This window comes from Marinobacter sp. (genome assembly GCF_041687235.1).
Taxonomy (GTDB): Bacteria; Pseudomonadota; Gammaproteobacteria; order Pseudomonadales; family Oleiphilaceae; genus Marinobacter.
The window spans coordinates 587863-602498 of record NZ_JAWLCH010000001.1; the positions used below are offsets into that span (position 1 = coordinate 587863).

The 14636-nt window shown below is 59.6% G+C and carries 10 protein-coding genes; 7 read left to right on the forward strand and 3 right to left on the reverse strand.

Features of this window, described 5'->3' with window-relative positions; translation table 11 throughout:
- Position 1: 1 nt before the first annotated feature.
- On the reverse strand, positions 2–1351 hold the full coding sequence (gene gdhA, locus ACESMK_RS02525; protein WP_372994939.1) for an NADP-specific glutamate dehydrogenase: 1350 nt from the start codon (positions 1349–1351) through the stop codon (positions 2–4).
- Between the two features lie 245 nt (positions 1352–1596).
- Here gdhA and ACESMK_RS02530 point away from each other — a divergent pair, with 245 nt between their 5' ends.
- From ACESMK_RS02530 to ACESMK_RS02560, 7 genes are all read left to right on the forward strand, one after another.
- Positions 1597–3624, forward strand: coding sequence for a TonB-dependent receptor domain-containing protein (locus tag ACESMK_RS02530; RefSeq protein ID WP_372994941.1), 2028 nt, complete (start codon positions 1597–1599; stop codon positions 3622–3624).
- Between the two features lie 258 nt (positions 3625–3882).
- A complete protein-coding gene (locus tag ACESMK_RS02535; protein ID WP_372994943.1) occupies positions 3883–5331 on the forward strand; it encodes a YfcC family protein in 1449 nt (482 codons plus the stop codon).
- Between the two features lie 23 nt (positions 5332–5354).
- Complete coding sequence (locus tag ACESMK_RS02540) at positions 5355–6584, forward strand: arginine deiminase (protein WP_372994945.1); 1230 nt, start codon at positions 5355–5357, stop codon at positions 6582–6584.
- 18 nt (positions 6585–6602) lie between these two features.
- The gene (locus ACESMK_RS02545; RefSeq protein WP_372994947.1) at positions 6603–7604 is read left to right on the forward strand and encodes an ornithine carbamoyltransferase; all 1002 of its coding nucleotides are present in this window, start codon (positions 6603–6605) and stop codon (positions 7602–7604) included.
- Between the two features lies 1 nt (position 7605).
- Positions 7606–8514, forward strand: coding sequence for a carbamate kinase (arcC, locus tag ACESMK_RS02550; protein WP_372994949.1), 909 nt, complete (start codon positions 7606–7608; stop codon positions 8512–8514).
- 85 nt (positions 8515–8599) lie between these two features.
- Positions 8600–9673 carry an efflux RND transporter periplasmic adaptor subunit gene (locus ACESMK_RS02555; protein WP_372994951.1) on the forward strand — a complete coding sequence of 358 codons (1074 nt, stop codon included), beginning with the start codon at positions 8600–8602 and terminating at the stop codon, positions 9671–9673.
- The gene (locus ACESMK_RS02560) at positions 9670–12900 is read left to right on the forward strand and encodes an efflux RND transporter permease subunit (protein WP_372994953.1); all 3231 of its coding nucleotides are present in this window, start codon (positions 9670–9672) and stop codon (positions 12898–12900) included. Before ACESMK_RS02555 ends, ACESMK_RS02560 begins: the two co-directional genes overlap by 4 nt.
- Before the next feature lie 10 nt (positions 12901–12910).
- Here the strand turns inward: ACESMK_RS02560 and ACESMK_RS02565 are convergent, their stop codons facing one another.
- Together ACESMK_RS02565 and ACESMK_RS02570 are read right to left on the reverse strand one after the other, a co-directional pair.
- Positions 12911–13966, reverse strand: a complete 1056-nt coding sequence (locus ACESMK_RS02565; protein ID WP_372994955.1) for a GGDEF domain-containing protein — start codon at positions 13964–13966, stop codon at positions 12911–12913.
- A 124-nt stretch (positions 13967–14090) separates the two neighbouring features.
- Positions 14091–14540, reverse strand: coding sequence for a potassium channel family protein (locus ACESMK_RS02570; protein WP_372994957.1), 450 nt, complete (start codon positions 14538–14540; stop codon positions 14091–14093).
- Positions 14541–14636: the final 96 nt, after the last annotated feature.

The window sequence follows — 14636 nt, forward strand, 5'->3', positions numbered from 1 at the left end:
ATCAGATAACGCCCATAGCGTTCATCGCCCTGGCAACGCGGAGGAAGCCGGTGATGTTGGCTCCGAGCACATAGTTGCCCTCGGAGCCGAACTCGGCGGCGGTTGCGTAGCAGTTCTTGTGGATATCGATCATGATTTCCTCAAGGCGCTTCTGGGTGTAGTCAAAGGTCCAGGAGTCGCGGCTGGCGTTCTGCTGCATTTCCAGGGCAGACGTAGCAACCCCGCCGGCGTTGGCCGCCTTACCCGGGCCATAGGCCAGCTTTGCGCTCTGGAAGATGTCGATTCCCTCGGGTGTGGTGGGCATGTTGGCACCTTCGGCAACGGCAATGCAGCCGTTCTCGACCAGTGTTTTGGCATCTTTGCCGTTGAGTTCATTCTGGGTTGCGCAGGGCAGGGCCACGTCACAGGGCACACTCCAGATATTGCCGCCCTCCACATATTTCGCGTCTTTGTGGAACTCAGTGTAGGCACTGATGCGACGACGCTCTACCTCTTTAATGCGTCTGAGCGTCTGCAGGTCGATGCCTTTCTCATGCACGATCATGCCGCCCGAATCGGAGCACGCAATGACCTTTGCGCCAAGCTCATGTGCCTTTTCGATAGCGTAGATCGCAACATTGCCGGAGCCAGAAACAACAACGGTCTTGCCATCCAGGGAGTCGCCCCGGGCTTTGAGCATTTCATGGGTGAAGAACACCGTACCGTAGCCGGTTGCTTCGGTACGGGCGCGGCTGCCGCCCCACTCCAGTCCCTTGCCGGTGAACACGCCGGACTCATAGCGGTTGGTGATGCGCTTGTACTGGCCAAAGAGATAGCCAATCTCGCGGCCACCCACACCAATGTCCCCCGCGGGTACGTCGGTGTACTCGCCCAGGTGGCGATACAGTTCTGTCATCAGGCTCTGGCAGAAGCGCATGACTTCGTCGTCTGATCGACCCTTCGGGTCAAAGTCACTGCCGCCTTTGCCGCCGCCGATGGGCAGGCCAGTCAGTGCGTTCTTGAAGATCTGCTCGAAGCCAAGGAATTTGATAATGCCCAGATAAACGGAGGGGTGGAAGCGCATACCGCCCTTGTAGGGGCCCAGGGCACTGTTGAACTCGACACGGAACGCCCGGTTGATATGGATCTCACCATTATCGTCCTGCCAGGGTACCCGGAAGATAATCTGGCGCTCTGGCTCGCAGATGCGCTGGATGATCTTTTTGTCGGCGAACTCCGGGTACTTGACCAATACAGGCCCCAGGGTTTCAAGAACCTCATGGACGGCCTGGTGGAATTCACTTTCACCCGGATTGCGGTGCAGTACGTCCTGGAAGATGGGTTCCAGCTTCTCGTCGAGTTTTGCAGTCATGTCAGTCAAGCCCTCGGGATACACGTATTGAACGCCGTAGAAAACGGCCTCTCAAAAAAAGGGATCTGATTGCACCACAAAGGTGCGTATCAGGGCAAGTGAGCTCATTGAGCAGTGGTTCTTGCACATGGGAGTACCTCCAACTGGGTGCGGCATTGTGTCTCAGGCCAGTCAAAAAGAAGCGGCATACAATTTCGGCTAATTAGCAAAACACCCAACCATAAAGCCTGAAGGACCACCATCCTATGATGAGAAAGACCCACCTGGCTTGCTGTATTAGCCTTGTGATGGCCGGCTATGCTGTCGCACCCCTTGCCAATGCCCAGCCTGAAACGGATAGCCCGATATTGATCCGGGTGACCGAGGGTCAGTCTGCTGAAGCGGCTCGGCTGTCTGCCGCGGCCGTTCAGACCGAACCGGTACAACGGCTGTCGTCAGATGCCGGGGTTTCTCTGTCACGCATGGGCGGCCGTGGTCTGGACCCGGTGATCCGAGGCCAGAATGAAGAGCGGGTTGAGGTGCTGCTCGACGGCATGCGGGTGGAAGGTGCCTGTCCAAGCCGGATGGACCCGCCTACCAGCCGATTGAGCACGGCGCTGGCGCCGGTGCTCGAAGTGCGCACCAGCAACCGCACACTGCGCTGGGGCCCCATTGCCGGTGGTCAGGTGGTGGCCACCACTGCGGCGCCGGAATTTGCGGATGACAATGTGACGGCTGGCCACCTGACCATTGGTGCTTCTGATAACGGTGATGGCAAGCTGGTGAATGGCAGCGTGGCGGCCGGCAGCAAGGATAGGTTTATCCGCCTCGCCGGCGGCTACGACGAAGCCGACGACTATGAAGACGGCGACGGTAACGACGTCCGCAGTGCTTATAAAAACTCTGAGGGTAGGGTAGATGCTGCCTGGACGGCCGACAATGGCCTCTACATCAAGGGCCTGGTTAGTCGGCAGGAAGAGAGGGATGTCAAGTTCCCGGGCCGGGGAATGGATGCGCCGAAAACCGATACCGACCTGTACCGTCTGGAGTTGGGGGCGCCGGTCGCCAGCGGTGGCTGGAACCTGATGGCCTGGCAAGCAGATGTGGATCACGTGATGGATAACTTCAGCCTGCGTGATTCGATGATGAAAATGCAGACCAATTCGGAGACTCGTACTCGGGGTGCCCGGCTGGTGCTGGATCAGACCATCAACTACACCAAGGACATCGCCGTGGGTGTGGATGTGGAAAGTAATGAGTGGGATGCCACCCTCTTTAACGGTATGAATCTCGGCAATGAGGCCTCACTGATGTGGCCCGGCGTCGAGCGAGACCGGGTCGGTGTGTTTGTGGAAGCTTTCCACCAGATCCGCGCCAATGCCCGGCTTGGTGCCGGCATCCGTTATGACCGGGTGGAAATGGATGCCACTCGTGCAAATCAGACGTTTACCACTATGCCAGGGGGGATGATGACGTTCTCCCCGGCCGGATTATACGCATCAGCCTACGGTGCAGCCGATACCGAAGCCAATGATGACAACGTGAGTGGCTTCCTGACCGGGGAGTGGCGTTTCTCTCCGGTTCAGGCTCTCGAGGCCACCGTCAGCCACAGCGTGCGTTCACCTGGCGTCAATGAACGCTACGTTGCCCGCAAAACCATGAAAGGCAGTTGGATCGGGAATCCGGGCCTGGACACCGAAAAACACCATAAGCTGGAAGTCAGCCTGCCCGGTAATCAAGGTGAGTGGAGCTGGCGCCCGGCTGTCTGGGTGGACCAGGTGGATGACTATGTTTACCGCTTTGACATCCGGAACCCAAATAACACCACGGACACACGCTACGAAAATATCAGCGCCCGCCTGTTCGGCGTTGAGGGTGTTCTGGGATGGAACAATGGTACCTGGAGCAGCACCAGCAAGCTGGCTTCCGTGCGCGGCGAAAACCGCGATGCTGACAAGGCACTACCAAGGATTCCCCCTATCCAGTTTATCCAGACGCTGGGCTGGCATTATCAGGGGCATACTCTGGAAGCCGAATGGCACCTGGCCCGTCGTCAGGATCGGGTAGACCTGGAATCCGGCCTGGATCCCAGCACGTCACCGGGTTACGGCGTATTCAATCTGTCCGGGACTCACCCGCTGATGGCCAATCTGAGTCTGACCTGGGCTGTAGACAACTTGTTCGATAATACCTGGGCCTATCACGTCAGTAAGGACAACCTGGCCGATAGTGGCGTGTTCCGGGTCAATGAGCCTGGCCGGACCCTGCGTGCCGCACTGACAGCCAGGTGGTAAGTCCTTGTATGGCGGTTACCCGCTTCTCATAGCCGGCGGGTGACATTCTTGCCCCGGGTGGAACCAACTCCTCCACCCGGGGCTTTTTTATGGCTGATCAAAAATTGCTCTGTCTCAACTCCGGATCCCGGTTCATGAACTATGCTGTAGCCATGCAGATCTGAGCCGGTGGTGCGCAACCACTGAGGAGGTGCTCAGCCACTGAGGTTCCCGGAAAGAACCTGTCTGCACAATGCGATTCAGGAAAGGAGACGCATCGTGACTGAAGACGAACAACCGCCAGAAAATCCCGAAAACGACCTTGCTTCGCGATTTCCCACTGCGTACACCATTCTGTTTTGCCTGATTGCCCTGGTCGCAGCCCTGACCTGGGTTATCCCGGCAGGGCAATATGAGCGTGAAATGAATGAGGAAGTGGGTCGAGAAGTTGCTGTTCCAGGCACCTATCAAACCGTTGACCCCAACCCCCAGGGCTTTGTCGATGTGATGCTGGCACCGACGGCCGGGTTCTATGATCCCGACAGCTACGCCGCCAATGCCATTGATGTTGCCCTGTTCATATTGTTTCTGGGGGGCTTCCTGGGCGTGATGAATGCAACCGGTGCCATTGATACCGGCATTCGCAGTGCCATGCGCCATCTTAAAGGCCATGAAATCTGGATGATTCCTATCCTGATGACGCTGTTTGCCCTGGGCGGGACAACCTATGGCATGGCCGAGGAGACCCTCGCTTTCTATGCCATTCTGATCCCTGTCATCCTGGCGGCGGGGTATGACGCCGTCACCGGCGTCGCCATTATTCTGGTCGGTGCCGGGATCGGCGTGCTTGGCTCCACCATCAATCCTTTTGCCACCGTGATTGCGGCGAATGCCGCCGGTATACCGTTCACCGACGGTATTGTGCTGCGTTTTATCCTTCTGATTGGCGGCTTGCTGATCTGTATTGGCTATGTCATGCGCTATGCCCACCGGGTTAAAGCGGATCCCTCCCGTTCGGTGGTGGCAAAGCAATGGCCCGCGCACCGCAAGCTGTTCCTGCAGGGGCAGGATGAAAATATTCCCAGCGCACAACTCACCACCATTCAGATCATCTCGCTGATCATTTTTACGCTGACCTTTATCGTCATGATCTGGGGAGTGTCGTCCCAGGGATGGTGGATGGCGCAGATGGGGGCGCTGTTCTTCGGTGCCGCGATTGTAATCGGCCTCATCGCCCGCCTGGGCGAGAAGAAATTGACCGGGAGCTTTGTCGATGGCGCCCGGGATCTTCTCGGGGTGGCCCTGGTGGTTGGCCTTGCCCGTGGCATTGTCGTGATCATGGAGCAGGGCATGATCGCCGACACCATTCTGCACAGCGCGGAGACGTCCCTGGGCGGCCTGCCGGAGCTGGCATTTATCAACCTCATGTTCTGGATTGAGGTCGGCATGAGCTTCTTTGTGCCTTCCTCCTCCGGTCTGGCGGTTCTGTCCATGCCGATCCTGGCACCGCTGGCGGATTTCGCGGATGTGGGGCGTGACCTTGTGGTCACCGCCTACCAGGCTGCCAACGGTCTGGTAAACCTGATCAATCCCACCTTTGCCGTTGTGGTTGGCGGCCTGGCCATCGGCCGGGTGTCCTACGACCGCTGGCTGGCGTTTATCTGGCCTTTGCTGCTCATCCTGACGGTCTTTATCACCGTGATCATCAGCGTCGGTGCGATGCTCTGAACCCGGACAAAAGGAGTTGTGCCATGTCTGAACCCAATCTTGGAGTGCATTCTGAAACCGGCACCCTGCGCCAGGTCATTGTTTGTCGACCTGGCCTGGCCCACCGGCGGCTGACACCGTCGAACTGCGATGCCCTGTTGTTTGATGATGTGTTCTGGGTCAAGCAGGCCCAGAAAGATCATGATGTGTTTGCCGCTATCATGCGGGGCCGGGGCGTGGAGGTCCTGGATGTTAACGAGTTGCTGGCGGAAACCCTGGCGATTCCTGAGGGGCGGGCCTGGATTCTGGACCACCGGATTAACTGGAACCACATTGGCGTGGGCATGGTGTCGGATCTTCGGGCCTGGATGGATGAGCTGCCCGAGAAGGCGCTCGCCGAATTTCTGATCGGTGGGCTGGAGGTGGGAGATCTGCCTTTCGATCCGGTCGGACTTTTCGGCAACCACCTCGGACGTTTCGGGTTTGTGTTGCCGCCACTGCCCAATTTTCTGTTCACCCGGGACAACAGCGCCTGGGTGTATGGTGGGGTCACCCTGAACCCCATGTACTGGGTGGCACGCAAACCGGAAACCCTGCTGATGGCCGCTATCTACCAGTTCCATCCGAAATTTGCCGGCAAGGTGAACGTGCACTGGGGCGACCCTCTGAAAGATCATGGCCTGGCTACCCTGGAGGGTGGGGATGTCATGCCCCTGGGTAACCGCACGGTGCTGGTGGGCATGGGCGAACGATCCTCGCCCCAGGCCATCGGCCAGCTGTCAAAAGCTCTGTTTGATGGCGGGATGGTGGATCGGGTGATTGCCTGCCAGCTGCCGAAATCCCGTTCCGCCATGCATCTGGATACGGTCTTTACCTTTTGTGGCGGCAATGTGGTTACCGCCTTCAAAGAGGTGGCGGATGCCGTGATCTGCTACGACCTGCGACCCGGCGAAGGGGCCAAAACGCTGGCCTTCAATCAGGACTCCCGGCATCTGTTCGAGGTGGTCGCGGAGATTCTCGGCTACCCGGCCCTGGAGGTGGTGCCAACCGGTGGCGACACTCCCGAAGAGCGTGAGCGGGAACAGTGGAACGACGGCAACAACGTGCTGGCCCTGAGCCCTGGTGTGGTCGTCGCCTATGACCGCAACGACGATACCAACGCGGCGCTTTCGGCCGCCGGCATCGAGGTTCTGGCAATACCCGGTGCCGAGCTGGGTCGGGGTCGGGGCGGCGGTCGTTGCATGAGTTGCCCGACTATCCGGGATGCCGTCTGACAGCCAAGGAGAAACGTTATGGCATTCAATCTCAAGAACCGACATTTTCTCACCCTGCGGGATTTTAGCCCCAGGGAAATCGCCTTTTTGCTGAAGCTGTCTGCGGACCTGAAAACCGCCAAGTACGCTGGCACGGAAGTGCCGAAACTCGAGGGCAAGGACATCGCGCTGATCTTCGAGAAGAACTCCACGCGAACCCGGGTCGGGTTCGAAGTTGCCGCCTTTGACCAGGGGGCACGGGTAACCTATCTGGGGCCGACCGGCACCCACATAGGTCACAAGGAATCGGTGAAGGACACTGCGCGGGTGCTTGGCCGGGTCTACGATGCCATCGAGTATCGGGGGTTCGGACAATCCGTTGTGGAGGAACTGGCCCAGTATGCAGGCGTGCCGGTGTACAACGGACTGACCAACGAATTTCACCCCACCCAGATCCTGGCGGACTTCCTGACCATGCAGGAGCACGTGGAAAAACCGTTGCGGGAGGTGGCCTACGTGTTCATCGGCGATGCCGCCAACAACATGGGTGACAGCCTGCTGATCGGCGGCGCCAAAATGGGTATGGACGTGCGCCTGTGCGCGCCGAAGGCCTGCTGGCCGAATCAGGTGGTGCAGGACGAGGCAAGAGCGTTGGCTGCAGAAACCGGTGCCCGCATCACCATTACCGATGATGTTGATAGTGCCGTTGCCGGTGTCGATTTCGTCTATACCGATGTCTGGGTGTCGATGGGCGAGCCAAAGGAAAAATGGGCCGAGCGCATCAAACTGCTGATGCCTTACCAGGTCAACGCAGCCCTGATGGTGAAAACCGGCAACCCCCGGGTGCGGTTCATGCACTGCCTACCAGCCTTCCACAATACCGAGACGGTGGTGGGCAAAGAGATTCAGGAGAGCCATGGCATTGATGCCATGGAAGTGACTGACGAGGTGTTCGAAAGCCCGGCCTCCATTGTGTTTGACCAGGCCGAGAATCGCATGCACACCATCAAGGCCGTCCTCGTGGCGACCCTGGGAGGCTGACATGCTGGTCGTGGCTGCTTTGGGCGGTAACGCCCTCCTGAAACGCGGAGAACCAATGACGGCCGAGGTTCAGCGCAAAAACGTGAAAACGGCGGCGCTCTCGCTGGCAGGCATTGTCCGTGCCGGCCACGACCTGGTTGTTACCCATGGCAACGGTCCGCAGGTGGGGTTGCTGGCCTTGCAGGGCGCCTCCTACAAGCCGGATGAGGCCTACCCGCTGGACGTCCTGGGCGCAGAAACCGAGGGCATGATCGGATATATGATCGAGCAGGAACTGGAAAATGCTCTCGGCCATGACCGGCCGGTCGCGACGCTGCTGACGCAAGTCGTAGTCGACCCCAAGGACCCTGCTTTCGAAAAACCGACCAAGTTTGTGGGGCCCGTCTATGACCGCGAAGAGGCTGAGCGCCGGGCAGCCGGCGCAGGCTGGAGTATTGCGCCGGACGGCGACAAATGGCGCCGGGTAGTACCCTCCCCGAAACCGCTGGAAATACCGGACATGCGGGTACTGAAATTGTTGCTCGACCAGGGCGTGGTAGTGGTGTGTGCCGGCGGAGGTGGAATACCGGTGTTGCGTCGTGAAGACGGCAGCATGGTGGGTATTGAAGCGGTCATCGACAAGGACGCTGCCAGCGCATTGCTGGCCAGGCAACTGGGGGCGGACGCGTTGCTCCTGTTAACAGATGTGGATGCTGTCTACCGGGGGTTCGGTACCGACCAGTCGACGCCGCTTTCCGAACTGACAGTGGCGGAGGCGCGGGCACTGGATATGCCTGCCGGCTCCATGGGCCCGAAGCTCCAGGCCGCCTGTGATTTTGCCGCAGCCGGAGGGCTCAGTGGCATTGGCCGGTTGCAGGATGCCGTGGCCATCCTTGACGGCTCGGCGGGCACGCGTGTGTCTGTCGGGTAGCATCTCCTCTCGTGTTATCCGGGTGTGAATTCTGATAATCTTGGGTTATTAGGTAATAACCGAATTTTGTTCCCGGAGGTGCCTCATGGGGCGAATAGCTGCCACAGGATTGATCGTAACTCTGGGGTTTATGACCCTGGCCGCACACGGGGAGCAGGCAGAGTTTTCCCGGAACGTTCCGACGGCCGTTGCAGAGCGCAGCGTGTTCCATGAGACCGTTCATCTGGACGGCGTGATTGAAGCCGTGCAGCAAAGCACGGTTTCCGCCCAGACCAGCGGCACGGTAACGGATTTGCCATTTGACGTGGACGATTCGGTCGCGGCCGGTGACCTGATCGTCCAGCTCGAGAACAGCGAACAGCGCTCCCGGTTGCGTCAGGCAGAGGCGGCTCTGGAAGAGGCGGAGGCCGGGCTCTCCGATGCCAGACAACGATTCGAGCGAATCGAGGCGGTACACGAGCGGGGGCTGGTATCTCGCCAGGAGTTTGATCAGGCCCGTAACAGCCTTGCCTCTGCCAGAGCCAGGGTGGAGCGTGCCGGCGCAGCGGTTTCAGAGGCTGAGGAGCAGTTGTCCTATACCCGGGTACTGGCGCCTTACGGTGGCATCCTCACAGAACGTCACGTGGAGCTGGGCGAGTCCGTTAGCCCCGGTCAGCCTCTGCTCAGCGGATTGTCCCTGGAGCAGCTTCGTGTGGTGGTGGACCTGCCACAGAAGTACGCCGAACTGGCCCGCACCGAGCGACAGGCCCGGGTTACCCTGGCCGATGGCCGGGTGCTGGAAACCGGTGAGATGACGTTCTACCCCTATGCCAACCCGCAAACCCACACCTTTCGCCTGCGGATGCGGCTGAACGAACCCAACGGCTCACTGTTTCCCGGCATGTTGGTGAAAGTCGGCGTGCCGGTCGCCAGCCGTGAGGCGCTCTGGGTGCCAGCCAGCAGCCTGGTTCAGCGCAGCGAGTTGAGGGCGGTGTTCGTAATGGATGATCAGGACCGGCCGCGATTGCGTCAGGTACGCACCGGGGTGAGGGATACCGACAGGCTCGAGGTCCTGGCGGGCCTGAGCGAAGGCGAACGCGTCGTCACAAACCCTTCCGGGCTGGTGGGCAGTGACCGCCTTAATCTGGTTAAAGGATCGGGTGAGGAGTCGCCTCAGTGAGCCGCGATTTACCCCCTGTCGGTCCATCCGGGGCTATTGCCCGGGTTTTCCAGAATAATCACCTTACGCCACTGCTGGCCATTCTGGCGATCATTCTTGGCGTGCTGGCGGTGGTGGTCACGCCGAAAGAGGAAGAACCCCAGATCGACGTCACCATGGCCGATATCATGGTGGCGTTTCCAGGCGCCAGCACCCGCGAGGTGGAAAGCGCCATCGCCACGCCCGCCGAACAGGTGATGAGCGAGATCGAGGGCGTGGAGCATGTCTATTCCGTGTCGCGCCAGGGCCAGGCGGTGATTACGGTCCAGTTCGAGGTGGGTATCCCGCGCCAGGAAGCCCTGGTGCGGCTCTACAACCAGGTGTATTCGAATCAGGACTGGCTGCCGGCCAACCTTGGCGCAAGCCAGCCGGTGATCAAGCCCAAAGGCATTGATGACGTTCCGGTCATGACCCTGACGCTCTACGATCCGGCCAATGGTCACACCGGCGAGGAACTCACCCGCCTGGCCCATATGCTGGAAGTGGCCCTGAAACGGGTCCCGGGCACCCGGGATGTCTACACCACCGGTGGCATCCCGGATCGGGTTGATGTTCACTTTGATCCGGCCTTGCTGGCGGGCTTCAACCTGACCGTCGACGATATCCGCAATGCCCTGTCCGCGGCCAATACCAGCAGCCAGGAAGCCAGGGTAACCCGGGACAACGTGTCCATACCGGTACAGGCCGGCACCCTGCTGGAAACGGTGGCCGACGTACGCCGGCTGGTGGTGGGAATGCACAATGGCGCTGCGGTGTACCTGGACGATGTGGCTGAGATCCGTCGTGGTGGCACGGTGCCGGACCAGAGCGTGATGACCGGTTTCGGGCCGGCCCATGCTGACGACAAAGCAGGCCAGCCGGGGGAGGTTTACCCGGCCGTCACCCTGGCGATCGCCAAGAAACCCGGTGAAAACGCCGTCGATATCACCACCGCCATTGAGGAGCGGCTGGCCCAGTTACGCAACCGGGCGTTACCGGATGATGTGGAGGTGCTGGTCACCCGTGACTATGGCGTCACCGCCTCCCAGAAAGCCCGCAAACTGATCACCGACCTGATTTCCGCCACCCTCTGTGTGGTGTTGCTGGTGCTGGCGGCCATGGGCTGGCGCCAGGCTTTGATTGTAGGCCTGGCGGTGCTGATCACCCTGTTGCTGACCCTGGTGTTTTCCTGGGCCTGGGGCTTCACCCTAAACCGGGTCTCGCTGTTCGCGCTGATTTTCTCCATCGGCATCCTGGTGGACGACGGCATTGTGATCACCGAGAACATCAACCGCCGGATCCAGAATTCCCGGCAAGCGGTGAAGGACATCATTCCCGTCGCCGTGGACGAGGTGGGCACGCCCACCATCATGGCGAGCCTGACCATCATGGCAGCGCTGATTCCCATGGCGTTTGTCAGTGGTCTGATGGGGCCCTACATGAGCCCGATTCCCATCAATGCCTCGGCGGGTATGGTGTTGTCGCAGATCGTGGCTTTTGTGGTGGCACCCTGGCTGGCGTTCCGGTTGCTGAAACACAAGAAAGGGGAGCTGGCTGCCGAAGCCGATGAGGCCTCCAATTCGGCAGACGGCGTGAGCCCGTTTTCCCTGCGAATATTCCGTACGGTGCTGGGCCCATTCCTGGGTGATCATCCGTGGCGCCGCCGTCTGCTGGCACTGGGTGTGGTTGGTCTGACACTCGCGGCCAGCTCCTTGCCGGTGTTTCAGGCTGTCATTCTGAAAATGCTGCCGTTCGACAACAAATCCGAGCTGCAGGTGGTGGTGGATATGCCCGAGCGCACCCCGATGGAACAGACCCAGCGGGTGCTGACAGAGATGGGCAGCTACCTGGAGACGGTCGAGGAGGTGGCCAACTGGCAGACCTACGCGGGCACCGCATCCCCCATCAACTTCAACGGTCTGGTGCGCCAGTATTACCTGCGGGGCGACCCATACCATGGCGATATCCAGATCAACCTGAGCCACGAGGAGAACCGGGAGCGCCAGTCTCACGACATCGCCCAGTCTTTGCGGGCACCGCTGACGGAGATTGGCGAACAATACGGGGCGAGCGTGAAAATCGTGGAGGTGCCCCCCGGGCCACCGGTGCTGTCTCCGGTAGTGGCCGAGATTTATGCGGTGGATGAATCACGCCGGGCCGAGCTGGCCCGAAGCGTGGCAGAGGGGATGACACAGATAGACGGGCTGGTGGATATCGACACCACCCTCGAAGCACCTACCAGGCAATGGGAAGTGGTGGTGGACCGCGACCGGGCGGCGCGGCTGGGCGTGTCCCAGGCGCAGGTGGTCGATGCGTTGCAGACAGCCCTGGGTGGCGCCGGCGTCAGCTTCCTGCACGACGATCACGCCAAGTACCCGGTGCCGATCCGGGTGATCCTGGGCGAGGGGGACAAGGCCCAGCCATCGGTGCTGCTGTCCCTCAACGTGCGCAGCCGTGATGGAAACCTGGTGCCGTTGGCAAGCATTGCCGACGTGCGGGAAGCGGACTGGATGGGGGCTATCTATCACAAGGATCTGCTGCCGGTGACCTACGTGACGGCGGACATGGCCGGAGAGACCGATTCACCCCTGTATGGCATGTTTGCCATGGTGGACCGCCTGAAGAAGCAGGAAGGCGCTCCGGAGCAATACTTTATTGATCAGCCACCCTTGCCGGAGAAGGGCACCCTCAAATGGGACGGTGAGTGGCAGATTACCTACGAAACCTTCAGGGACATGGGCGCCGCCTACAGTGTAGGCATCTTCATGATTTTCGTGCTGCTGGTGGCGCAGTTCCGTTCCTACATGCTGCCACTGGTGATAATGGCACCGATTCCGCTGACCCTGATCGGCATCATGCCCGGCCATGCCCTGCTGGGGCGGGAATTCACCGCTACCAGCATGATCGGCATGATTGCCCTGGCCGGCATCATCGTGCGCAATTCCATCCTGCTGGTGGTGTTTATCCGGCAACTGATCGATGAGGGTGTGGAACTGGATGAAGCGGTGGTTCTGGCGGGCGCGGTAAGGATCAAACCCATTGCGCTGACGGCCATTTCGGCGATGGTGGGTGCTTACTTTATTCTGAACGATCCTATTTTCAACGGGCTGGCAATATCGCTGGTCTTTGGCCTGGCCATGTCCACCCTGCTGACGGTTCTGGTGGTGCCTCTGCTGTATTACACCCTGGCGCGTTGCAAGTGGGTTTGAGCCGGGGCTGTTACGCCTGGCATGGGGTCAGAGCCTCGTTGGAACTGATGATCTGGTTACGCCCCGACTCCTTGGCGTGATAGAGATACTGGTCCGCCCGGCCGATCAGACTGCGCAGGTCAGCGCCGTCAGGACCAAACTGGGCAATGCCTCCGCTGACGGTAAGCCGGATGGACTGGTCCTGATAGGGGATGGGGGTTGCTTCAATGGCGTGGCGGATCTTGTCGGCCACCCGAAGTGCCTGGTTTGCGGTGGTGTTGGTGAGCAGAATGGCGAATTCCTCGCCGCCCAGCCGGGTGGCCAGATCGGTCGCTCTGAGTGACGCGCGGAGTGTGCTGGCCACATGCCTGAGCGCGAGGTCGCCGGCCTCGTGGCCATGCTGATCATTGACCTGTTTGAAGTGGTCGAGATCCAGCACCAGCATCGAAAGCGGGGTTCCGCTCCGGAGGCTGCGTTTGCGCTCCTGTTCGAACACATCGCTCAGGCGCGCCCGGTTGGCGAGGCCGGTGAGAGCATCGGTCTGGGCCATTTTCAGCAGCCGTGATTCGGATTGCTCCCGGGTGATCTCGTAGATGTGCGAGAAAGCCAGAATGGTCAGTGACATCAGCCCCATATTGGCAATGGGCAAAGGCTGCATCATGTCCGGGTTATCGTGGTACTTGAAGAAGAAAATGACGGCCGCCGTACCCATGAAAACAGACGAGACCAGTAGGCCGAGGCGTCGGCCCATCAGCAGGTGGGAAAGGATGGGGATCAAAAGAACCCAGGCGAAGACGGTGGTGGTGGCCCGGGGTGATGTCAGTGCGAACATCATGGTGAGGCAGAAGGGCAGGATAAAGGCGAGAATCCAGCGCTCAAGGTGTCTGGTTTTGCCCACTGCCCAGAGAATAAAAACCGAGTAGAGCGCCATGCCAAGTTCGGCAAAGGCCAGGGGGTAGTTCTGCCTTTGGAAATTGAGCGTGAAGAACAGGAGACCACTGATGGCAGTAAGGATCAGCAGTGTTTTCAGCACCGCTTTGCGATACGGTCGGGCGAGCTGCTTCTGTGATTCCCTGTAGTTTTCCATGGGTCTGGTCTGGTCTGGGTATCCGGAGCGCTGGGTCGATATGTACAAAGACGATGCACTTTTTGCGAGATGCCGGTATTAGATCAGAATTCACGCAAAGTAACCGTTGATCTTCGACTAAAGTCTAGCGGGTGGGCCAGTAGCGCTGCATTTCCACGAACAGGAAGGAGGCACTCCAGGTGATCAGAACCAGCCCGGACAGTGCTTCTATGCCGGTGAGGAAACGCAGGATTCCGAAGGGTTCGACATCCCCGTAACCGACGGTGGTAAATGTGGTGAAGGAGAAGTAGACGCAGTCCAGGATGCTGCCGCTGAAATTGCCGCCAAGTTCACCCCAGCCTTCGGTATGGTGCATGAGATAAAAAGCACCGGCAAAGATCCAGACTTGCAGGGTGTGTGCGGCGAGAATGCCGAATACGGCGGCAACCAGCCGGAACCTATAGCTCTGCCGCATTTTTGATAGGAGTCCGCTCAAATTAATCAGCACTTCGTGGTGGATCAGGACCACGACGGCAACGATCAACCCATTAATCAGCGTTGCGTTCAGGAGATTGACATGATGCTCTACTGCCAAGATAGATACTCTCCGTTGCCATAAATGGAGGATGCACTGCGTAAAATTGACGCAGGATCCAGGCTTGTCCGATCCGAAAACGAGCGTTGATTGTAT